Origin of the sequence: Planotetraspora sp. GP83 (assembly GCF_041262585.1) — a bacterium.
In the GTDB taxonomy this organism is placed as follows: domain Bacteria; phylum Actinomycetota; class Actinomycetes; order Streptosporangiales; family Streptosporangiaceae; genus JAOEGB01.
Genome location: NZ_JBGCBZ010000032.1, coordinates 39,762 through 60,216, shown reverse-complemented (window position 1 = coordinate 60,216; position 20,455 = coordinate 39,762). Strand labels below are relative to the sequence as shown.

Here is a 20,455-nt window from a genome sequence, read left to right as displayed (position 1 = left end):
ATCACGGCCAGTCGAGGGACGGGCGCAGGGCGACCTGCGCCGAGGCCTGGTCGTCGAGCTTGACACCGAGAACCTGGTGCAGCTGCACCTTGTTGCGCTCGAAGCCGACCACGCAGCCGGCCATGTAGAGCCGCCAGACGCGGGCGATGCCCTGCCCGACCTCCTGGACCGCCTCGTCCCAGTGGGCGTCGAGGTTGGCGCACCACTCGCGCAGCGTCAGCGCGTAGTGCTCGCGCAGGTTCTCCTCGTGGCGGATCTCGAAGCCGGTGTCCTCCATCTCACGGATGAGGTGGCCGACCGACTCCAGCTCGCCGTCGGGGAAGACGTAGCGGTTGATGAAGCCGCCCTTGTTGATCGTCTTCTCCTTGCCCGTCGGGCGGGTGATGCAGTGGTTGAGCAGCCGCCCGCCCGGCTTGAGCTTGCCGTACAGGAAGGAGAAGTACGACGGGAGCTGGTCCTTGCCGATGTGCTCGGTCAGGCCGATCGAGCTGACCCGGTCGAAGCCGGTCTCGGCGACGTCGCGGTAGTCCGTGTGGCGAACCTCGGCGAGCTCGGAGAGCCCGGCCTCGGCGATGGCCTTCTGCGCCCACTCGGCCTGCTGGCGGGAGAGGGTGACGCCCAGGGCCTTCACGCCGTACTCGCGGGCCGCGTGCATGACCATGCCGCCCCAGCCGCAGCCGACGTCGAGCAGCCGCATGCCGGGCTTGAGGTCGAGCTTCTTGGCCACCAGGTCGAACTTGGCGTACTGCGCCTCCTCCAGCGTCGCGTCGTGCGACGGGAAGACCGCGCAGGTGTACGCCATGGACGGCCCGAGCACCCACTCGTAGAAGCGGTTGGACACGTCGTAGTGGTGGTGGATCGCCTCGGCGTCGCGCTGCTTGGCGTGGCGGCTGCCGAGCTTGGCGAGCGTGCTGCGCCGCACCTCCTGCGGTGGCGGCGGGACCCGCATCAGCAGCGGCTTGGCCCCGAGCGAGCGGATCGCGGCGATCTTCTCGCTGAGCGGCAGATCGTTCAGGGTGATGGACCACATGCGGTCCAGGAGCGTGTACATGTCGCCCTGGACGTCGAGATGCCCGGAGATGTAGGCCCTCGCGAGGCCCATCTCCCCGGGTGCCTGCGCGAGGTAGGCCACCGCGATCGGAGATTTCACCTCGATCCGGATGTCCGCGTCCGACGAGCCGGCCTTGCTGCCGTCGTAGGCCACGAACTGGACGCCCGCGTCAGAGCCGACGATCTTCTCGAAGATCTCCGCAAGAGTCATGTGCACCTCTCCCCACGCACGTACTGCCTACCTACCCCGGACACACTTGTCGTACAGGTCGAGCAGCCGCCCGCCCGGGTCGTACGAGCGCTTCACAGGCCAATAGGAGTCCCCGTTGTACAGCCGCCAGAACTCGTCCCGTTCGTAGTACGAGGTCGAGTACAGCGACTTGTGGCCGTCGAGCCGGTGTACGGCGTGCTCGATCAGCCGGTTGTAGTAGCCGTCATGCCGGCCACGCGGCAGCGGGACCATGCCCCAGAAGCCGAAGTTGACGTAGAGCCGTCCGGGCTCCAGCGGGTACAGCGACCATTCGCCGGAGTCCTTGAGCGGGCACATCCACACCGGAGCCATGCCGACCTCGTTGTGGAAGAACTCGAGGAACTCGGCTCCCCGCTCGACCGGCACCTCGACGTCCTGGATGACCGACTCCTGCACCGGGTTGTCGCGCCAGCGGTCGATGCGGGCGGTCAGGCCGTACCGCTGGTCGAGGCCGACCAGCTTGCGGTACACGTCGGAGCGGAGCCAGCGGCGCGGAATGAGCGACCGGACCAGCGGCTGCTGCACGCCGAAGGCGCGCGAGCACCAGAACCAGTCGGTGTCCCAGCGCCACAGGTAGTCGCGGATGGTCAGCCAGTCACGCGCCCGGTTGCGGATCGACTGGTAGTAGATGCGCATGCCCGTGTAGTCGGACGCGTAGGGCGCCTTGTCCGCGAACGTGCCGACCGTGATGTAGAGCTCGTCCGGCGCGAAGAACGTGCCGTCGATGAAGTCGATCTGCTCGCCGTCGTGCTCGCGGCTCTCGCAGATCTCCTGCATGGCGAGCATGCACTTGTCGGCGTCGGTGAACCGGATGTGCGTCAGCTTCACGTACGGCTTGACCCGGGCCAGCTTGATCCGGATTCGCAGGGCGTAGCCGAGCGTGCCGTACGAGTTCGGGAAGGCCCGGAACAGGTCGGCGTATTCGTTGTCGGCCCGCGCCACGACGATCCGCCCGTCGCCGGTGAGGATTTCCAGCTCCTCCACGGACTCGTGCGGCAGGCCGTCCTTGAAGCTGGTCGACTCGATGCCGAGACCCGTGACCGCGCCGCCCAGCGTGATCGTCTTGAGCTGCGGCACGACGTACGGCATGAGCCCGTACGGCAGGGTCGCGTCCACCAGGTTCTCGTACGTGGTCATGCCCTGGACCTCGGCCGTCATGGTGACGGGGTCCACCTGGATCACCTGGTCCAGGTCGCGGGCGGACAGCGTGGCCGTCTTGGCCGGCTCACGGAAGCGGAACAGGTTCGTGGTCGCCTTAGCGAGCCGGGGAGCCGCGTCGTCGGGGATCGCCGCGTAGGAGTCCCTGATCTGCTCGACGGCCTTCCTATGGGCGGTCATACTTGCCGTGCGCTCTGGCATGACACCACCCCCATGGACTATAGAGATCGCCTCTAGGCACGCTATCCCTCGAAAACGACGCGGACCAGACTAGACACGTTACGCCCGCGAAAACTATCGGGCATCCCAGCCAGTCACCTCGTCAAGCCCGGGAAGGCCCGTGCCCTGACGGTAGATCGTATCGTGTCGTGATTCCGCGTTTCAGGTACCCCCCGGGGACGGTGTTGGCCCTGTTACGTCAGAGGCGCCGGTAGACGACGGGATCGGCCCCGTTGACCACGTTGGTCACCGGCCGGCCGTCGAGCGCGGCGCGCACGTTGCCGAGCACGCACTCGACGAGGCGGGTCATCGCCTGCGGGGTCACCGCCGCCGCGTGGGGCGACAGCAGGATCCGGCCGCACGAGCGCAGCGGGTCGTCGGCGGGAAGCGGCTCGATGTCGTAGACGTCCACCGCGGCCCCGGCGAGATGGCCCGACTCCAGCGCCGCCAGCAGCGCCGCCTGCTCCACGATCCCGCCCCTCGCGGCGTTGACCAGCACCGATCCCGCGGGCATCCGGGCCAGCCGTGCGGCGTCGAGCAGGCCGCGGGTCTCGTCGGTGAGCGGCACGACGAGGACGAGCACGTCGCTGGAGGCGATCAGCGAGTCGAGGTCGCGGTAGGCCGCGCCGTACGACTCGGCCTTGGGCGAGCGCGACCAGTAGGAGACGTCGCAGCCGAGCGCGCCGAACAGGCGGGCGCAGGTGGCGCCGATCGGGCCGAAGCCGACGATGCCGACGCGGGCGCCCGCGAGCTCCCGGCGCTGCGCGGTGAACTGGGGCCACTCCCCGGCCCGCATCTCCCGGTCGCCGTCGGCGAGGTGCCGCAGCAGCGCGAGCGACGCGGCGAGGCACCACTCGGCCACGGACAGGGCGTTGACCCCGGCCGTGTTCGACACCGGCACTCCCGCCTTGGCGAGCGCCTCCAGGTCGTGCCCGTCCACGCCGACCGACGGCTGCTGCAGGAAGGCGAGCTTCGGAGCGTGCCGTACGGCCTCCTCGTCCAGGACGAGCATGCCGCTCCAGTCGCCGACGACGATCTCGGCCTCGGGCAGGGCGTCGAGCAGGGCCGCGCGATCACGGTGGGCGGGGACGGCGACCTCGACCCGGTCGCCCAGGTCCGCGAGCAGTCCGCGGACTGCGTCCTCGGGCAGGGGCGGCAGCGCCAGCAGCTTCCACGTCACAGGGCGAAGTCTCCCACGCGACCGAAGCATGTTCTACTAACCCATGAAACAGAACCACCCCACCGAGGAGAGTGGCATGGAGGAGCCCCGGAAGGGCCCGCTGGCCGGGGTGCGCGTGCTGGAGCTCGCCGGGCTGGCCCCCGGGCCGTTCGCCGGGATGATGCTCGCCGACCACGGCGCCGAGGTCCTGCGAATCGACCGGGTCACGGCGGTGACCGACGCGCCCCGCCCGGACGTCATGGACCGGGGCAAGCGCACGATCGGCCTCGACCTGAAGTCGCCCGAGGGCATCGAGGCGTTCAAGAGGCTGGCGGCCCGGACCGACGTGGTGATCGAGGTGTTCCGGCCGGGTGTCGCCGAGCGGCTCGGGATCGGCCCGGACGACCTGCGGGCGGTTAACGAACGGCTCATCTACGGCCGGATGACCGGATGGGGCCAGGACGGCCCGCTGGCGCCCAGGGCGGGCCATGACATCGACTACATCGCGATCTCCGGCGCGCTGTCGATGCTGGGCCGCGCGGGCGAGAAGCCCACTCCCCCGATCAACATCCTCGGCGACTTCGCCGGTGGCGGGCTCATGCTCGCGTACGGCGTGCTGCTGGCGCTGTTCGAGCGCGAGCGCACCGGAAGGGGCCAGGTGATCGACGCCGCCATGGTGGACGGCGCGGCGGCCCTGTTCTCGATGTTCTACCACGGCGTCCAGAGCGGCTTCTGGGGCCCGCGCGGGACGAACCTGCTGGACACCGGCTCCCCGATCTACGACACGTACGAGACGGCCGACGGCCGCTATCTCGCGGTCGGCCCGCTGGAGCCCCAGTTCTGGGCCGAGATGGTCGCCAGGATGGGGATCGACGACCTGCCCGACCGGGACGACCGGGCCAACTGGCCGGAGCTGCGCGAACGGCTGACGGCGGCCTTCCGGTCCAGGACCAGGGCGGAGTGGGAGGAGATCTTCGGCGACTCGGACGCCTGCGTGTTCCCCGTCCTGGAGATGGGCGAGGCCGCGGACCACCCCCACAACCGGGCGCGCGGGACGTTCGTAGAGGTCGGCGGCGTGACGCAGCCGGCTCCCGCCCCCCGCCTGCTGGACAGCGGGCGGAGCGACCTGTCCCCCGCCACCCGCCTCCACGACCTGACCGGCTGGGGGCTGCCGGACGAGGACGCCAAGACCCTCCGCGCTGCGGGGGTGCTGGCCTGATGGAAGGACCGATGCGCATGGACCTCTTCGAGGCCCTTTACACGACCCGGGCGATGCGGCGGGTGAAGCCGGACCCGATCCCGGCGGACGTCCAGGAGCGGATCCTCGACGCCGCCGTCCGCGCGCCGAGCGGCGGCAACACGCAGGGCTGGCGGTTCCTGCTGGTGGACGACCCGGCGGTGAAGGCCGAGCTGGGGCCGCTCTACCGCGAAGGGCTCGGCAGGCTCTTCGACGGCCACTACAAGCCGATGCGGGAGAGGGCCGAGGCGGCCGGGGATACTCAGACGCTGAGCGTGCTGAAGTCGGCCAAGCACCTGGCGGACAACTTCGAGGCGTACCCGCTGCTGCTGTTCGCCCTCACGCGGAACGACCCCAGCGGCGGATCGATCTTCCCCTCGGTGTGGAGCGCCCAGCTCGCCGCCCGCGCCTTCGGGGTGGGCAGCGCGCTGACGACGGTGCTCGGGCTCTTCCACGGCGCGGCGGCGATGAAGATCCTCGGCGTGCCGGAGGGCAAGGGCTGGGAGCTGGCCTGCATGGTCACGTTCGGCTACCCGACCGGCCGCTGGGGTGTGGCCGAGCGCAAGCCGGTCCACGAGGTGAGCTACCGCAACCGGTGGGGTGAGCCCGTCGGCTTCGAGATCCCGGGACCGCTCTGGGGCCCGTCCGCCGCACCCGAGGCATGATCACGAACGAAGGAGTCACAGGCCGCGAGGCATGCCCGGGAATCCCTGCATGATCACGCACGGAAGGCCGGCAGGCCGGGAGGCATGTCCGGGAATCCCTGCATGATCACGCGCTGGAGGTGGGATCGGTGAAGGAGGGGAGCACGGCGACGTAGACGTCGGCTCCCCCAGGGTGATGGATCTCCAGGTCGGTCGTGAAGGCCCGCGCCGGGGCGCCGCCCGACTCGGTGTGCTTCCACACGTACTGCCATGCCTCGACCAGCGCGCCCGGCATGGGACCGCGGGCCTCCAGCATCAGGGCCGGCACCCCCGGGGCCCGCACGGCCACCATGCCCTCGGGCAGCCGCGCCGCCGTGTGCACCGCGACGCCGACCACCTCGGTGTACGCCCCGTGGTGGTCGCTCTCGTAGTCGGTGAGCACCGCGTAGAGGTTCTCGTCGACGCGGCCGGGCACGTGGGCGAAGGCCCCCGGCGCCCCCGCCCGGGCCCACAGGGCCGGAAGCCGGGCGCGGGACGGATCGGCCTCCGCCGCGTTGGTGGTCCGTACGGCATAGCCGACGACCAGCACCTCAGGCCGGTCAACGATGATCACAGCTCCTCCTATTGGCCGACGTCAATGTATCCGCCCCCTGGGTCTGGGACTGCCCCGGGACGGGAATGCCGCGTCTAGCACTTACGACATAGGCTGGACAAACGTGCGATTCCTCAATGATGTGACGCCGCCCTACGATCTCACGTACAGCGATGTGTTCATGGTCCCGTCCCGGTCGATGGTCGGTTCGCGGCTCGCCGTGGACCTGTCGGCCAAGGACGGCACCGGCACCACGATCCCCATTGTCGTCGCCAACATGACCGCCGTGGCGGGACGCCGGATGGCGGAGACCGTCGCGCGACGCGGCGGCATCACCGTCATCCCGCAGGACATCCCCATCGACGTCGTCGCCGATGTGGTCGAGTGGGTCAAGGGCCGCGACCTGGTCCACGACACGCCCATCACGCTGACCCCGCACGACACGGTCGGAGAGGCGCTGAACCTGCTGCCCAAGCGGGCCCACGGCGCCGTCATCGTGGTCGACTGGGACAACCGCCCGGTCGGCGTCGCCACCGAGGCCGACTGCGCCGGCGTCGACATGTTCACCCAGCTCTCCCAGGTCATGACCGCGTCACCGCAGACGCTGCCACAGGGAGTCGACCCGCAGGCCGCGTTCGAGGCGCTGCACGAGGGCCGCCACCGGCTGGCGCCCGTCGTCGACCCGCAGGGCCGCCTGGTCGGCATCCTGACCCGCACAGGCGCGCTGCGCGCCACTCTCTACCAGCCCGCGGTCGACTCCCGGAACCGCCTGCGCGTCGCGGCGGCGGTGGGCGTCAACGGCGACGTGGCGGACAAGGCGAAGGAACTGCTCGACGCGGGCGTCGACGTGCTGGTGGTCGACACGGCGCACGGCCACCAGGAGAAGATGATCGCCGCCCTCAAGGCGGTCCGCGCGCTCGGCCCCGGCGTGCCCGTCGCCGCCGGGAACGTCGTGACGGCCGAGGGCGTCCGCGACCTGGTCGAGGCGGGGGCCGACATCGTCAAGGTCGGCGTGGGGCCTGGCGCCATGTGCACGACCCGCATGATGACCGGCGTCGGCCGGCCGCAGTTCTCCGCCGTGCTGGAGTGCGCCGCCGAGGCCCGCCGGCTCGGCCGCCACGTGTGGGCCGACGGCGGCGTCCGGCACCCCCGCGACGTCGCGCTGGCGCTCGCGGCGGGCGCGTCCAACGTCATGATCGGCTCATGGTTCGCCGGAACCTACGAGTCGCCCGGCGACACCCGCACCGCCCCCGACGGCCGCAAGTACAAGGAGAGCTTCGGCATGGCCTCCGCCCGCGCCGTACGGCTCCGCACCGCCGACGACACGCCGTTCGAGCGGGCCCGCAAGGGACTGTTCGAGGAGGGCATCTCGACGTCGCGGATGTACCTCGATCCCGTACGGCCCAGCGTCGAGGACCAGATCGACGCCATCGTCGCGGGCCTGCGCTCCTCGTGCACGTATGCCGGAGCCGCCAGCCTGGAGGAGTTCCACGAGCGGGCCGTCATCGGCGTCCAGAGCGCCTCCGGGTACACGGAAGGCATGCCTCTCCACCAAAGCTGGTAAGTCCACGCATATCGCCCGATCGTCGGGTAGTGCGGTTGCGTAACGACCGCACTACCCGCGGAGGCGATCATGTTCGATTCCCCTGCCACAGGGCCGGTCTCGCCGGCGGTCGACAGGCGGCTGCTCGTCAGTTATGACAACTACACGGCCGCGCAGAAGGCCGTCGACACCCTCTCGGACGCCGGCTTCCCGGTGGAGACGTCCGCGATCGTCGGCAGCGACCTCCGCCTGGAGGAGACCGTCACCGGCCGCCTCACCAACGGCCGGGCGGCCCTGATGGGCCTGGTCAGCGGCGCCGTCTTCGGCCTCATCGTCGGCCTGTTCCTCGGGCTGTTCACCTCGACCACGACCTCGTTCATCGGGCTCGTGTTGTGGTCGATCCTCTGGGGCGCCATCGCGGGCGCCGCGTTCGGCTTCACCAGCCACGCCTTCACGGGCGGCACGCGGGACTTCTCGTCGAGGAGCTCGATCGTGGCGGGCCGCTACGACGTGCTCGTGGCCGCGTCCGCGCTGGAGCAGGCCCAGGCGCTGCTGCAGGGCGGCCTCCAGCCCGCCGACACCGTGGTGGTCCAGCGGCCGCCTTCCGCCGGGCCCGCCACCACCTCGCCGCTGACCCCGCCCGGCGAGACCCCGCCCGCGGAGACCGAGCCCCAGCGTCCCGTTGACGCTCCCCGACTCTCGGACCGGGGGGGACGCACCCTCTAGCGGCTCCTGCGGCGGCTCCTGTAGCTGCTCCTGCTCCGTGATGTCCTCCTCACCGATGGCGGGGAGGACATCGCCGTTCCGACGATCTTCGGTAGAGTCGTTCGGTCGTCCGGAACACCCGGCCGCGGAGAACAGAGGAGACCCACGTGGCACTCGAGAAGCCCGAGATCGACTTCCCCGAGGGGAAGCCGCCCGCGGACCTGGAGATCGTCGACCTCGTCGAGGGCGACGGACCGGAGGCCAAGCCGGGGCAGAACGTGACGGTGCACTACGTCGGCGTCGCGTTCTCCAGCGGCGAGGAGTTCGACGCGTCCTGGAACCGCGGCCAGCCGTTCCAGTTCCCGCTGGGCGGCGGCCGGGTCATCGCCGGATGGGACCGGGGCGTCGCGGGCATGAAGGTCGGCGGCCGCCGCCGGCTCACGATCCCGCCGCACCTGGGCTACGGCAACCGCGGCGCGGGCAACGCCATCAAGCCGGGCGAAACGCTCATCTTCGTCGTCGACCTGCTCGGCGTGGGCTGATCCCAGGCTGCCACGGTGGACGGCATGCCGGGAGAGGAACAGGGCGCCCCGATCGTCGTGTGCCGTGACCCCCGCCGGCTGTTGAAGGAGATGTGGCCGGAGGCTCGCCACTACAGCTGACGCCCCGTGTGGGCGAATGCCGGTGCGGTAGGGCAGGATTACGGTGTGTTGCTGATCGACCTTGCCCGGACGTCCGCGGCGGTGGCCGCCGACGCCGCGCGGCTGGCCAAGATCGCTCATCTGGCCGAGCTGCTGAGCAGGGTCGCGCCGGATGAGGCCGAGACGGCGATCGCCTACCTGTCCGGAGAGTTGCCCCAGCGGCAGATCGGCGTGGGCTGGCGCACGCTCGGCGAGCTCCCGGAGCCGCGCCAGGTCGCCACGGCGACGCTGACCCAGGTCGACACGCTGCTGGAGCGGATCAAGGCCCAGTCGGGGACGGGCTCGCAGGCCGCGCGCAAGGCGCTGCTCGACGAGCTGTTCGGCGCGGTGACCCGCCAGGAGCAGTCCTTCCTGCAGCGCCTGCTGACCGGCGAGTTGAGGCAGGGCGCGCTGGACGGCGTGATGATCGAGGCGATCGCCAAGGCGTCCGCCGTGCCGTCGGCGGAGGTGCGGCGGGCCCTGACGCTGCGCGGCTGGCTGCCCGCGGTCGGAGCGGCCGCGCTCAAGGGCGGCGTCGAGGAGCTGCGCGCGTTCACGCTGGAGGTCGGCCGCCCGGTCGCGCCCATGCTGGCGCAGAGCGCGCCCAGCGTCACCGCTGCGCTGGAGAAGATCGGCGGAGCGGCCGCGGTCGAGTGGAAGCTCGACGGCGTCCGGGTGCAGGCCCACCGGTCCGGCGACCGGGTCGGCGTCTTCACCCGCACCCTGGACGACATCACCGCGCAGGTCCCCGAGCTGGTCGAGGCGGTCCTCGCCCTGCCGGTGAGCGACCTCGTCCTCGACGGCGAGGTGATCGCGCTGCGGCCCGACGGCCGTCCCGAGCCGTTCCAGGTGACCTCTGGCCGGGTCGCGAGCCGTACCGGTGTCGCCTCTCTGCGCGAGAGCGTGCCCCTGAGCGTCTTCTTCTTCGACGCGCTCCGGATCGGCGGGGCCGACCTGCTCGACCTCCCCGACGAGGAACGGCACGCGGCGCTCGCGGCGGCCGTGCCCGCCGAGCTGATCACACCGCGCGTGGTCACCGCCGACGCCGAGGAGGGCGAGGCCTTCTTCGCCGACGCCGTACGGCGGGGCCACGAGGGCGTCGTGGTCAAGTCACCGCGGACGCCGTACGCCGCGGGAAGACGCGGGGCCGGCTGGATCAAGGTGAAGCCGCGGCACACCCTCGACCTGGTGGTGCTGGCGGCCGAGTGGGGCAGCGGGCGGCGCAAGGGCTGGCTGTCCAACCTCCACCTGGGCGCCCTCGACCCGGAGACCGGCGGCTTCGTGATGCTCGGCAAGACGTTCAAGGGGCTCACGGACGAGCTGCTGACCTGGCAGACGGAGCAGTTCCTGCGGCTCGCCGACGGGTCCACAGAGGACTGGGTCGTCACCGTGCAGCCGGAGCTGGTGGTGGAGATCGCCTTCGACGGCGTGCAGCGGTCGAGCCGCTATCCGGGCGGGATGGCGCTGCGGTTCGCCCGCGTCCTGCGCTACCGCCCGGACAAGCGCGCCGAGGAGGCCGACACCGTGGCGACGGTCCGCGCTCTCATGCCATGAGCCTCGCTACTTGATCAGGCGGAGGGTCAGCGGGTAGCGGTAGTCGCCTCCCGTGAGGGCGGCCACGCCTCCGACGATGGGCAGGATGAAGGCCACGATCCAGATGAACGGCAGCAGGGCCACGCCGACGATGGTGAACGGGAGCAGCAGCGTCGCGCCCAGCACGGTCAGGTGGAAGTTGAGCGACTCCACCGCGTGCTTCCTGATGTAGGGCGAGGTCCGGCCGCCGGTCAGCAGCATGATCAGTGGGCCGACGACGATGAGCCCGCACAGCGTCAGCAGGTGCGCCGCGCCCGCGCCGGCCCGCTCGCCTCCATCAGGTACCGGACCGGCGGCATACGGCTGCGGGGCCCGCAGGGGCGGGCGGAAGCCGTACAGGTCGGTCATGATGGGGGCGAGGTCGGCGTGGGTGCGGGCGGTCATCGCCTGGTGCAGCCGCTCGTCCATCTCGTCCTTGTCGAGCCGGCCCTCGGCGAAGGCCGCCTTGACGTGCTCGACCACCTGGTCGCGGTCCTCGTGGGTCACCCGCAGGTGGTGATGCGGCACGGGCGGCTGCCCCCGCCACGGTGGTGTCGCTGTCGCCGGCATCAGCGCGTCACCTTCCATCGTGAAAGTGCTTGGCTACGTTCGAGTCTGCCTCCATCTTCGGCGGGCCGCCGTGATCCGGTCCATCGGGGACAACCCCTACATGGCCCCGAGATGGCCCTCATTAACACGTTCGTGATGTTGGCAACGGTATATATGACCCATGAGATGGCGAGATCGCTATGGCATCCGGCGTTTCCGGGGCACTCAAGTGGCGAAATTCGACCGTGAGGCGACGGACGCCGACATCGAGGCGCTCATCGAGTTCGCCCAGTCCCGGCGCGGGGTGGAGTTCTACGTCGAGCCGGAGACCTTCGCGACGGACACCACGGCCGTCGCCGTGGCGCACGACGGGGAGTGGACGCGCCGCCGTGTCGGATCGCCCGCCGTCATCGGCAGGGTCGCCAGAAATCTCGCCCTCCCGGTCTACGACGTGCAGCTCACCGGCTACCCGGCGCGGATGCGCGCCTACAACGAACGCCGCCGCCAGGCCCAGAGCGGCGAGCCCGCATAATTCCGCGCGGGCCGGCCCGCGCGGAATAAGCACGCCCGCTTCGGCGCTCAGTGGTTGAAACTTCAACGACATGGGAGATGGTGGGCGATGCAGTTCGGGATCTTCACTGTGGGTGACGTGACCACGGATCCCACGACGGGCAGGACGCCGACCGAGCATGAGCGGATCAAGGCGATGGTCGCGATCGCGCTCAAGGCGGAAGAGGTCGGTCTCGACGTCTTCGCGACAGGTGAGCACCACAACCCGCCGTTCGTGCCGTCGTCGCCGACGACCATGCTCGGCTACATCGCGGCGCGCAGCGAGCGCCTGATCCTGTCGACCTCCACGACCTTGATCACCACCAACGACCCGGTCAAGATCGCCGAAGACTTCGCCATGCTCCAGCACCTGGCGGACGGGCGCGTCGACCTGATGCTGGGGCGCGGCAACACCGGGCCGGTGTACCCCTGGTTCGGGCAGGACATCCGCCAGGGCATCCCGCTGGCCATCGAGAACTACGCGCTGCTGCACGAGCTGTGGCGCAAGGACGTCGTCGACTGGCAGGGCCGCTTCCGCACGCCGCTGCAGGGCTTCACGTCCACGCCCAGGCCGCTCGACGGGGTGCCGCCGTTCGTGTGGCACGGCTCGATCCGCAGCCCGGAGATCGCCGAGCAGGCCGCCTACTATGGTGACGGCTTCTTCGCCAACAACATCTTCTGGCCGAAGGAGCACTTCATCCGCCTGATCAACCTCTACCGGGAGCGGTTCGCCCACTATGGCCACGGCTCCCCCGAGCAGGCGATCGTCGGGGTCGGCGGTCAGGTCTTCATGCGGAAGAACTCCCAGGACGCCGTCCGCGAGTTCCGGCCGTACTTCGACAACGCCCCCGTGTACGGTCACGGGCCGTCGCTGGAGGACTTCACGGACCAGACTCCGCTGACGGTGGGCAGCCCGCAGGAGGTCATCGACAAGACCCTGGCGTTCCGCGACTCCTTCGGCGACTACCAGCGGCAACTGTTCCTGATGGACCACGCCGGGCTGCCGCTGAAGACGGTGCTGGAGCAGCTCGACCTTCTCGGCGAGGAGGTCGTGCCCGTCCTGCGCGAGGAGTTCGCCGCCGGGCGGCCGAGCCAGGTGCCCGACGCGCCCACGCACGCATCCCTCGTCGCCCGCCGCGACGCCGACGCCGAGCCATCCAACCCAGCCGGCACGGAGCCGGCTGACGCGGAGCCGTCCGTCCCGGCCGGCGCCCAGTCCTGACCGATCCCCGGTCACGCGCCCCCCATTGGAGATGAACATGGAATCCCTGAAGCTCGTGGTCGTCTCGGCGGGTCTCAGCCAGCCGTCGTCGACCCGCCTGCTGGCCGACCGGCTGGCCGAGGCGACCAGGCGACGCCTGGCCGGGGAGCACACGGCCGGGGAGCACACGGTCGAGGTCCGTGTGGTCGAGCTGCGCGACCTGGCCGTCGACATCGCGAACAACCTGGTGACCGGCTTCCCCGGCCCCGCGCTCCGTGAAGCGCTCGACGCGGTCACGGAAGCGGACGGCCTCATCGCCGTCACGCCCATCTTCACCGCCTCCTACAGTGGGTTGTTCAAGTCGTTCTTCGACGTGATCGACAACACCGTGCTCGCCGGAAAGCCGGTGCTGATCGCGGCGACGGGCGGCACAGCGCGACACTCGCTCGCGCTGGAACACGCGCTGCGTCCCCTGTTCGTCTACCTGCGCGCGCTTGTCGTCCCCACAGCGGTCTTCGCGGCCTCCGAGGACTGGGGCGGCAGCGGGGACGCGCGCACCGACGGGCTCGCTTCCCGGATCGACCGCGCCTCCGGCGAGCTGGCCGACCTGATGCTGCGCCGCCCGCCCACCACCCGGCAGGCGGACACCTTCATCCCATTCGGGCAGCAACTCGCGGCCTTGCGCCCCTGACAACCAGCCAACCAACCAACCAGCCAACCAGCCAACAGAACCGGCCCGCCAGCGGGAATCACTCGGCCAGCGGGACCGTGAGGTCCTGTCCCTAACTCGCCAGCGTGGAGGGCTCCTCGTAGGGCTGGCCGTGGGCCTGCTCGTGTGGCTGTTCGTGGGGCTGCTCGCGCAGCAGCGTGAGCAGGGGCGCGAGCCAGGCCGCCCGGGGCGGGCCCATCTCCTCGTCCAGCTCTTCCGGCGTGGGCATGCGGTCACGCAACACGGCGGGCGAGAGCAGGTGGAGCAGAGCCTGCCGCAGGAGATTCGCCATCGAGTAGGTCGGATCGGCCTCCAGCGCCCGCTCCAGCGCCATGCCGGCGAGTGCGCACTCCCCCGCCCGCCAAGCGGCTGCCGCGAGCAGAGAGGCGGCCGGAGCGACGCAAGCCGGCTCCATCCGCCGGGTCACGTCCCTCCACAGGGCCATGTGCGCCTCCTCGTCGTCGAGGAGGGCCCACGCCTCATCGCGGATCCGGATCACCGAGAGATCGAACCCGAGCCGTGCCACGGCCTCATCTCCAAGGCGGTCTCCCGAGGCGTACAGGCCGATCGCGGCCCGCACCCTCGCCAGCCCCTCCGCGACGAACTCCGCGGCGAACTCCTCGGTCACCGCGCCCGCCGCAGCCCCGGCTGCCGCACCCGGCACCCCGATCGGCCTCGCACCCGTCAGCCCGCTCGGCGCGGGTCCGGTCGCGGGGCTGGGGGCGGCCTCGGTCATGGCGAGCTTGGCCCGTAGCTCGGCCGCGACCCGCCGGGTGGCCTGCCACATCGCCGCCCCGCCGTACGGCTCGACAGAACGTTTGAGGCTGTGCCGGTCGGGGAGCGCGACGAGCCCGTACACGACCGCCTCGGCGGCCACGGGGCTCGCCACAGGGTCATACGGCGTGCCCTCGGCCGGGCAGCAGTCCGCGATGTGGCACGCATAGGACCAGTAGCGTCCGTCGTCTGCTCGCAGCGACTCGGCTACCCCGATGCCCGCTTCGCCCAGCCGGCGGGTCGCCTCGTCCACGACGGGCGTCACGAGGTGACCCGGGCCGTATCCGGCGAGGATCGTCATGGTGACCTGTTCCCGCCGCAGCACCGACACCAGGCGGTCGAAGTCGCCCGGCTCGGGCGGCAGGTCCCACCGCGTGGTCAGGCGGAGAGACGACCCGGCGAATCCGGTGACGACGAGACTGTCAGCGGGGTGGAACCCCAGGAGGTACGGCACGGCGGCGAGAATGTCCGCCGGGGTGGAGAGAGTGAGTGTCGGGGTGAGGGTCATGCCACGAGAGCCTGGCCCACGGCCCGGCCCCCCAAGGCGCAGAACGCCGCTCTGTGGAGAACGTTAGTTATCCACATGGCGGGGGGTTGAGAACCTCGGCTGTGGAACGGGCACAGCGATCATGGAGTTGCGACACTCTGTGATCACTGGGGGGACCTGTGCCCGCGCTGCCATCATGGCTGGCTGAACCACTCTGGGACCAATTCGCGGCGCTGCTGCCCGAGCGGCCGGTGTACCACCCGGACCATCCGCTCGGCTGCCACCGCCGACGCATCAGCGACCGGATCATCTTCGACAAGATGCTGCAACTGCTGCGCTTCGGCTGTTCTTACGAGGCGATCGCCGACACGACCTGCTCGGCCACCACGATCCGCATCCGCCGCGACGAGTGGATACGACTGGGCGTTTTCGCCCGGCTCAAGCAGCTCGCACTGGAGTCCTACGACCGGATCGTCGGCCTCGCCCTCGACCAGATCGCTGTCGACGGAGCGATCACCAAGGCGCCTGGAGGCGGGGAGGCCGCCGGACGCTCACCGGTCGACCGCGGCAAACAGGGACTGAAGCGCTCGGGCATGACGGATGGATACGGCATTCCGCTGGGCCGTGTCCTGGCCGGTGCCAACCGCCACGACTCTCCGCTGCTCGCCCCGACTCTGGACCGTCTGGAGGGGCTCGGCCCGTTGCCCGACACCATCACCGTGCACCTGGATGCCGGCTACGACTCGGACATCACCCGCGCTCTGCTCAGCGAACGCGGCCTGCACGGACGCATCGCGCACAAGGGGGAGAAGGCGCCCATTCAGGCCAGTCGGCGTTGGCACGTCGAACGCACTCACGCGTTGCAGAACGCCTTTCATCGTCTTGCCCGGTGCTACGAGCGTCACGTCACTGTCATTGATGCCTTCTTCCACCTCGCCGACACAATCATCACCGTGCGCAGCCTGATCCGGCGGTCCTGGACAACTCACCGCTGGGACGAACGCCCGAACCGCCGACCGTGATCCTTCGGCCCCGCTCCGGTCACTTCGGCAGATCGGCAGAGAGGAAGGGAGCAAGGAGCGCGAACAACGCGTCGGGGCGGTCGAGGGGGATGATGTGGCCGCAGTCCTGGAGATGGTGTCCGACCAGGTCATCGGCGATGGGGCGGAGTTGGCGTTCGAGCCCGGTGCCGACGGGGTGAGAGCCGACGGCCATGGTGGGCATGGTCAGCCGAGCCGTCGCGACGGCGTCCTGGATCTGCTGCGCGCTGGTGGGTAGGGCCCGGTAATAGGAGAACGCGCAGCGCAGGGCCTCGCTCCCGGTGTACGCGTGGACGAAGGCCGCACGGATGTCGTCGGGTACTCCTCGCCCGAGCGTCCCCGAGTCGAGGAACCAGTCGATGTACGGGGCCTCGTTGCCGGCCAGGACGGTCTCGGCGAGGCCGGGGACGGCGTGGAAGCCGAACCACCACGGGGCGCCGCCCGCGACGACGTGTTCTGCTCCGGGCAGGCGGCCGAGCAGTGCCTCCATCACGACCAGGCGCCGGACGAGGCCGGGCCGGCGCAGCGCGAGCAGGACGGCGGGGGCGGTGCCCGCGTCGATGCCGACCACCGCTGCGGAGGGCTCGCCGAGTGCGTCGAGCAGCCCTTCGGTGTCGGCGGCGAGGGTGCCTGCGTCGTAACCCTCGACGGCACGTGCACTGGCGCCGAAGCCTCGCAGGTCCGGGGCGATGACCCGGTACTGCCCGGCCAGTCGGCCCATGATGCCGCTCCAGAGTTGCCAGGTGTGCGGGAAGCCGTGCAGCAGGAGAACCGCAGGTCCGTCCCCGGCGATTGCGACGTTGAGGTAAACGCCGTTCGTCGCGATGCGGCGCAGTCGGTGTGCGGTGGTGACGGGCATGACGGCTCCTCCGGCTGACTGGTTACTATTGGTGACCACAGAACGATAGGTAACTTTCCGACCGCTTCCTAGACGGCACTTTCAGGGAAGGTGGTGAGCCACAGGTGACCACCCGAGGAGCCCGGGCCGCCGGTCGCGGGGTACGCGGCGATCTGTTCGATCCCCAGTGCCCGACGCGTCAGTTGCTGGACCGCATCGGTACGAAGTGGACGTCCATGGCCGTCAAGACGCTCGCCGATGCCGCACCGGACGAGGTGCGCTTCGCGGAGCTGAGACGCCGGATGCCCGGCGTCTCGCAGAAGATGCTGTCCGTGACGCTGCGAAGCCTGACCCGCGACGGGCTGGTGTCGCGCCGGGTCGAACCGACCGTGCCGCCGCGGGTCTTCTACCGACTCACCGGACTCGGGCTGTCCCTGGAAGCCGCGCTTGCGGGGCTGCGGACCTGGGCGGAGGAGCACATGGCCGAGGTCGACCGCGCCAACGAAACCGCCGACCAGGAGGTCGATGAGGGATAGGCAGGCCGGTTCCGCGCTCAGTACTGGTGGCTCGGGCACTCGATGTAGTCGGCGTCGCCGCCCTGGTACCACGTAGAAGATGGAGGGGATGTCGCCGGTGGCAATCCCCTGAAACCGTGGAGACGTTTCTATGCGGCGATGGGTTCCTGAGCCCTCGCCCTGGCAGCCGCTCGGGCGGCTGTCATCCGTTGTTCGTAGTCGATCGGGGGTAGCCCCTCGGCGGCGCTGTGCCGACGGCGGGCGTTGTAGAAGTCGGCGATCCAGGTGGCGATTTTCACGCGGGCCTGGTCGCGGGTGGCGAAGCGGTGCCGGTGGACAAACTCGACTTTCAGGGTGGAGTTGAACGACTCGGCCGCGGCGTTGTCCAGCGCGCAGCCGACGCGGCCCATGGACTGCACGACGCCCCAGTGCCTGCAGGCGGCCGCAAAGCGGGCGGCGGTGTACTCGCTGCCGCGGTCGGTGCGGAAGATCACTCCGTCGATGTTCCCACCGCGGGTGACGGCGGCCATCTGCAACGCGGCGATGGTGAGGGCGGCGTCGTGGTGGGCGGACATGGCATAGCCGAGTATCTGGCGGGAGAACAGGTCCTCCACCGTCGCCAGATACAGCTTGCCCTCCCCGGTGACAATCTCGGTGACGTCCCCGCACCACAACACATCCGGCGCGACCGCGGTGAACTGGCGCCGCACCAAGTCAGGCGCGGCAGGCCGCCTCCCCTGCCTGGTCAACGACCGGGGTTTGCGGCGCTCGCGGGCGACCAGGCCGAGTTCGGCCATCCGCGCCGCGACCGTGTTGACCGAGACCCGCCACCCATCCTGGTGCAGATCCCGGGTGATGCGTGGAGACCGTAGGTGCCGGCCGAGGCGGCGAAACTGGCGGCGATCGCCGCGTCCAACCGGTCTTGCCGCTGCCGGCGGGCGGTCGGCGCCCGGTCGCGCCACTTGTAGAACCAGGCCTGTGAGACGCCCAGGGCCCGGCAGGCAAGCGCGTGGGGGACGTCATGATCGGTCTTCTGGGAAGCGATGAAGGCCGCCACGCTCACCGGCCCGTCGCTTCCTTGACCCAGAGGACCACCGAGCGCTTGAGGACATCACGCTCCATCTCCAGCTCAGCGCGTTCCTTGGCCCACTCGGCCTTCTGCCTGCGCAGCCGCGCCAGCTCCTCACGCTCGGACTCGGCAAGCTCCTGGCCCGAACCGGCGTCCTGCTCGCGGGCGAGCCGATCCATCTGCACCCAGTTGGCCAGCGTTCCCGCGTTGATCCCTAGGTCCCTGGAGACCTGAGCGATGGACTTGCCCGTCTCCCGGACGATGCGCACCGCACCAGCCCGGAACTCCGGATCGAATCTGCGTCTGGTCTCTCCCACGCCCAACCCTTCTTAGGTCAGGTCTCCACGGTACGAGGGGAGGGCCAAAGGGCCCTGGCCAGAGCAGACCACGGCGCATTTGGACCGCGGGTACGACAACGGGCCCAGCCGCCGCGTGCTGGACAACCTCGGCTTCGACGGACAGATCGCCCGCAAAGGCATTCCCGCACCGATCCAGGCGGGCAAACGCTGGGTGGTCGAACGCAGCCACGCCTGGATGAACGGGTACGGCAAGCTGCGCCGTTGCACCGAAATCGACGCCACGGTTGTCGACTTCTACCTCTACCTGGCCGCCGCGTTCGTCACCGTCCGTCAGCTCATCCAGCGAGCCAGGAAGCTCTACCGCTGGGATAGCCGCCCGACGACTCGCCGCCTTAAGTGATCCATTTGCCGGTCGCTCTAAGCGCTCAATTGCCGGAAGAAATCAGGAACGATCACCTTCTCATTTATCGAGAACGATCACCTTCCCAATTCCGGCCGTTCCCGTTCGGCCCGCCCTCCGGCGTGGCGATGCCGCCGTGCCACCGCTGAGGCCCATCCCGCGCGGTTCGATGCGAGGGGACGTACCTCCGTCTTCGGACGACGCTAGTGTTCCGGCGGAATGCGGTAGACGGACACGTGGGAACGCGACTCGGCGGTGAAGTCGGCTCCGGCCCAGTCCGCATGCCTGGTCTCCAGCTCGAACCCAGCCAATTGAGCCATGAGGTCAAGCTCGGCCGGCCAGATGTAGCGGTGTGGGCTGCGGAACAGCTGAGCCTGTCTGCTCTCATCGAACGTGAAGTGGTGCGACACGACGTGCTGCCGCAAAACGTCGTAGGTGTCCAAGCCGATGTAGCCGGGCTCAGAATGCCACACCGTGGCCTGCTGACCCGGTGGGAGCTTGCGCAGCTCAGGTACCCAGAGCTCGATCACGAACCGGCCGCCGGGTGTGAGGTGGCGGGCAGCATTGCGGAAGCACGCGACCTGCTCGGCTTGAGTGAGCAGGTTCGAAATCGTGTTGTAGACGAGGTAGACGAGCGTGTATTTCCCCGGGGCGACGGCAGTCGCCATGTCGCCGACGATTACTGGGATCGTCGCTTCGTCCACCTTCGTTCGCAGTCGGCCGATCATCGGAGGTGACAGCTCGATGCCGGTGACGGGCACCCCTCGCTCGGCGAGCGGGACGGCCACGCGGCCGGTTCCGATGGCGAACTCAAGCGCCTGTCCGTCGCCTGCGAATTCAGCGAGGCGGTCCACGGTCGGTCCCAAGACCTCGGGCGCGAACATGCCGCTGCCCGGCGTGTCATAGCGCTGGGCCGCATCGACGTCCCAAATCTCCTCCTGTTGCATACCGCCAACGATCGCCATCGGTACACGCATTGTCCAACGACTTTGCGACCCCCTACGGGTCACGAATGCACTCAAGCCGCTGAGCGCTCGGATCTTGTCAAGCATCTAGTGGGACGCGACCGTCAAACCCGAAGGGTGGGCGACGGCGGACGGGAAGGCAGGCAAGGGAGATCGTTACGGTATCGGCCCCTTCACACCTCCTCAGCCCGTACCGCCGTCACCGGAGACGCTGTGACCTGGGAAATGCCCGTCCAGCTTTGGCCCGTGTA

The 20,455-nt window shown here is 69.9% G+C and carries 21 protein-coding genes and 1 pseudogene; 12 read left to right on the top strand and 10 right to left on the bottom strand.

Annotated elements, in window-relative coordinates:
- Position 1: 1 nt before the first annotated feature.
- From ABH927_RS31360 to ABH927_RS31350, 3 genes are all read right to left on the bottom strand, one after another.
- On the bottom strand, positions 2–1,261 hold the full coding sequence (locus ABH927_RS31360; RefSeq protein ID WP_370027583.1) for a class I SAM-dependent methyltransferase: 1,260 nt from the start codon (positions 1,259–1,261) through the stop codon (positions 2–4).
- Between the two features lie 27 nt (positions 1,262–1,288).
- Positions 1,289–2,638 carry an FAD-binding oxidoreductase gene (locus ABH927_RS31355; RefSeq protein ID WP_370027581.1) on the bottom strand — a complete coding sequence of 450 codons (1,350 nt, stop codon included), beginning with the start codon at positions 2,636–2,638 and terminating at the stop codon, positions 1,289–1,291.
- 238 nt (positions 2,639–2,876) lie between these two features.
- On the bottom strand, positions 2,877–3,857 hold the full coding sequence (locus ABH927_RS31350; protein WP_370027579.1) for a 2-hydroxyacid dehydrogenase: 981 nt from the start codon (positions 3,855–3,857) through the stop codon (positions 2,877–2,879).
- Between the two features lie 76 nt (positions 3,858–3,933).
- Here ABH927_RS31350 and ABH927_RS31345 point away from each other — a divergent pair, with 76 nt between their 5' ends.
- Positions 3,934–5,055 (top strand): CaiB/BaiF CoA transferase family protein, encoded by a 1,122-nt coding sequence (locus ABH927_RS31345; RefSeq protein WP_370027578.1) that lies wholly within the window; start codon positions 3,934–3,936, stop codon positions 5,053–5,055.
- A 17-nt stretch (positions 5,056–5,072) separates the two neighbouring features.
- Positions 5,073–5,738, top strand: a complete 666-nt coding sequence (locus ABH927_RS31340; RefSeq protein ID WP_370027576.1) for a nitroreductase family protein — start codon at positions 5,073–5,075, stop codon at positions 5,736–5,738.
- Between the two features lie 106 nt (positions 5,739–5,844).
- On the opposite strand, the gene ABH927_RS31335 is transcribed toward ABH927_RS31340, so the two are convergent.
- Entirely contained in the window at positions 5,845–6,330 is a 486-nt protein-coding gene (locus tag ABH927_RS31335) for a GyrI-like domain-containing protein (RefSeq protein ID WP_370027574.1), read from the bottom strand.
- Positions 6,331–6,433: 103 nt separating this feature from the next.
- Between ABH927_RS31335 and ABH927_RS31330 the strand changes: the two genes are divergently transcribed.
- The 4 genes from ABH927_RS31330 to ABH927_RS31315 all read left to right on the top strand — a co-directional run bounded on the left by ABH927_RS31330 (position 6,434) and on the right by ABH927_RS31315 (position 10,791).
- Positions 6,434–7,873, top strand: coding sequence for a GuaB1 family IMP dehydrogenase-related protein (locus tag ABH927_RS31330; RefSeq protein ID WP_370027573.1), 1,440 nt, complete (start codon positions 6,434–6,436; stop codon positions 7,871–7,873).
- 69 nt (positions 7,874–7,942) lie between these two features.
- Positions 7,943–8,578: a general stress protein gene (locus ABH927_RS31325; protein WP_370027571.1), complete on the top strand. Its 636-nt coding sequence runs from the start codon at positions 7,943–7,945 to the stop codon at positions 8,576–8,578.
- A gap of 146 nt (positions 8,579–8,724) precedes the next feature.
- A complete protein-coding gene (locus ABH927_RS31320) occupies positions 8,725–9,099 on the top strand; it encodes an FKBP-type peptidyl-prolyl cis-trans isomerase (protein ID WP_370027569.1) in 375 nt (124 codons plus the stop codon).
- A gap of 165 nt (positions 9,100–9,264) precedes the next feature.
- Entirely contained in the window at positions 9,265–10,791 is a 1,527-nt protein-coding gene (locus ABH927_RS31315) for an ATP-dependent DNA ligase (protein ID WP_370027567.1), read from the top strand.
- Positions 10,792–10,797: 6 nt separating this feature from the next.
- Here the strand turns inward: ABH927_RS31315 and ABH927_RS31310 are convergent, their stop codons facing one another.
- Complete coding sequence (locus ABH927_RS31310) at positions 10,798–11,379, bottom strand: DUF1707 and DUF4870 domain-containing protein (RefSeq protein ID WP_370027565.1); 582 nt, start codon at positions 11,377–11,379, stop codon at positions 10,798–10,800.
- 160 nt (positions 11,380–11,539) lie between these two features.
- On the opposite strand from ABH927_RS31310, the gene ABH927_RS31305 reads away from it, so the two are divergent.
- The 3 genes from ABH927_RS31305 to ABH927_RS31295 all read left to right on the top strand — a co-directional run bounded on the left by ABH927_RS31305 (position 11,540) and on the right by ABH927_RS31295 (position 13,799).
- Positions 11,540–11,890: a hypothetical protein gene (locus tag ABH927_RS31305; RefSeq protein ID WP_370027563.1), complete on the top strand. Its 351-nt coding sequence runs from the start codon at positions 11,540–11,542 to the stop codon at positions 11,888–11,890.
- A gap of 87 nt (positions 11,891–11,977) precedes the next feature.
- Entirely contained in the window at positions 11,978–13,129 is a 1,152-nt protein-coding gene (locus ABH927_RS31300; protein ID WP_370027561.1) for an LLM class flavin-dependent oxidoreductase, read from the top strand.
- 37 nt (positions 13,130–13,166) lie between these two features.
- A complete protein-coding gene (locus tag ABH927_RS31295; RefSeq protein WP_370027559.1) occupies positions 13,167–13,799 on the top strand; it encodes an FMN reductase in 633 nt (210 codons plus the stop codon).
- A gap of 91 nt (positions 13,800–13,890) precedes the next feature.
- Here the strand turns inward: ABH927_RS31295 and ABH927_RS31290 are convergent, their stop codons facing one another.
- Positions 13,891–15,099 carry a DUF4192 domain-containing protein gene (locus tag ABH927_RS31290; protein WP_370027557.1) on the bottom strand — a complete coding sequence of 403 codons (1,209 nt, stop codon included), beginning with the start codon at positions 15,097–15,099 and terminating at the stop codon, positions 13,891–13,893.
- A 158-nt stretch (positions 15,100–15,257) separates the two neighbouring features.
- Between ABH927_RS31290 and ABH927_RS31285 the strand changes: the two genes are divergently transcribed.
- Positions 15,258–16,100, top strand: a complete 843-nt coding sequence (locus tag ABH927_RS31285; protein ID WP_370027555.1) for an IS5 family transposase — start codon at positions 15,258–15,260, stop codon at positions 16,098–16,100.
- A gap of 19 nt (positions 16,101–16,119) precedes the next feature.
- Here the strand turns inward: ABH927_RS31285 and ABH927_RS31280 are convergent, their stop codons facing one another.
- Entirely contained in the window at positions 16,120–16,977 is an 858-nt protein-coding gene (locus ABH927_RS31280; protein ID WP_370027553.1) for an alpha/beta fold hydrolase, read from the bottom strand.
- Between the two features lie 104 nt (positions 16,978–17,081).
- On the opposite strand from ABH927_RS31280, the gene ABH927_RS31275 reads away from it, so the two are divergent.
- On the top strand, positions 17,082–17,492 hold the full coding sequence (locus tag ABH927_RS31275; RefSeq protein ID WP_370027551.1) for a winged helix-turn-helix transcriptional regulator: 411 nt from the start codon (positions 17,082–17,084) through the stop codon (positions 17,490–17,492).
- Positions 17,493–17,620: 128 nt separating this feature from the next.
- Here ABH927_RS31275 and ABH927_RS31270 read toward each other — a convergent pair whose 3' ends face one another.
- Positions 17,621–18,433, bottom strand: a complete 813-nt coding sequence (locus ABH927_RS31270) for an IS3 family transposase (RefSeq protein ID WP_370027549.1) — start codon at positions 18,431–18,433, stop codon at positions 17,621–17,623.
- Positions 18,434–18,530: 97 nt separating this feature from the next.
- Entirely contained in the window at positions 18,531–18,857 is a 327-nt protein-coding gene (locus tag ABH927_RS31265; protein ID WP_370027547.1) for a transposase, read from the bottom strand.
- 67 nt (positions 18,858–18,924) lie between these two features.
- On the opposite strand from ABH927_RS31265, the pseudogene ABH927_RS31260 reads away from it, so the two are divergent.
- Positions 18,925–19,239, top strand: a pseudogene (locus tag ABH927_RS31260) (IS5/IS1182 family transposase); the annotation flags it as partial.
- Positions 19,240–19,442: 203 nt separating this feature from the next.
- Here ABH927_RS31260 and ABH927_RS31255 read toward each other — a convergent pair.
- Positions 19,443–20,204: a class I SAM-dependent methyltransferase gene (locus ABH927_RS31255; RefSeq protein WP_370027545.1), complete on the bottom strand. Its 762-nt coding sequence runs from the start codon at positions 20,202–20,204 to the stop codon at positions 19,443–19,445.
- Positions 20,205–20,455: the final 251 nt, after the last annotated feature.

Bases quoted from the DNA above. Each gene is read 5' to 3' on its own strand.
- ABH927_RS31360 (WP_370027583.1), bottom strand. From the start codon at position 1,261: ATGACTCTTGCGGAGATCTTCGAGAAGATCGTCGGCTCTGACGCGGGC.
- ABH927_RS31355 (WP_370027581.1), bottom strand. From the start codon at position 2,638: ATGACCGCCCATAGGAAGGCCGTCGAGCAGATCAGGGACTCCTACGCG.
- ABH927_RS31345 (WP_370027578.1), top strand. From the start codon at position 3,934: ATGGAGGAGCCCCGGAAGGGCCCGCTGGCCGGGGTGCGCGTGCTGGAG.
- ABH927_RS31340 (WP_370027576.1), top strand. From the start codon at position 5,073: ATGGACCTCTTCGAGGCCCTTTACACGACCCGGGCGATGCGGCGGGTG.
- ABH927_RS31325 (WP_370027571.1), top strand. From the start codon at position 7,943: ATGTTCGATTCCCCTGCCACAGGGCCGGTCTCGCCGGCGGTCGACAGG.
- ABH927_RS31310 (WP_370027565.1), bottom strand. From the start codon at position 11,379: ATGCCGGCGACAGCGACACCACCGTGGCGGGGGCAGCCGCCCGTGCCG.
- ABH927_RS31305 (WP_370027563.1), top strand. From the start codon at position 11,540: ATGAGATGGCGAGATCGCTATGGCATCCGGCGTTTCCGGGGCACTCAA.
- ABH927_RS31300 (WP_370027561.1), top strand. From the start codon at position 11,978: ATGCAGTTCGGGATCTTCACTGTGGGTGACGTGACCACGGATCCCACG.
- ABH927_RS31295 (WP_370027559.1), top strand. From the start codon at position 13,167: ATGGAATCCCTGAAGCTCGTGGTCGTCTCGGCGGGTCTCAGCCAGCCG.
- ABH927_RS31290 (WP_370027557.1), bottom strand. From the start codon at position 15,099: ATGACCCTCACCCCGACACTCACTCTCTCCACCCCGGCGGACATTCTC.
- ABH927_RS31280 (WP_370027553.1), bottom strand. From the start codon at position 16,977: ATGCCCGTCACCACCGCACACCGACTGCGCCGCATCGCGACGAACGGC.
- ABH927_RS31255 (WP_370027545.1), bottom strand. From the start codon at position 20,204: ATGGCGATCGTTGGCGGTATGCAACAGGAGGAGATTTGGGACGTCGAT.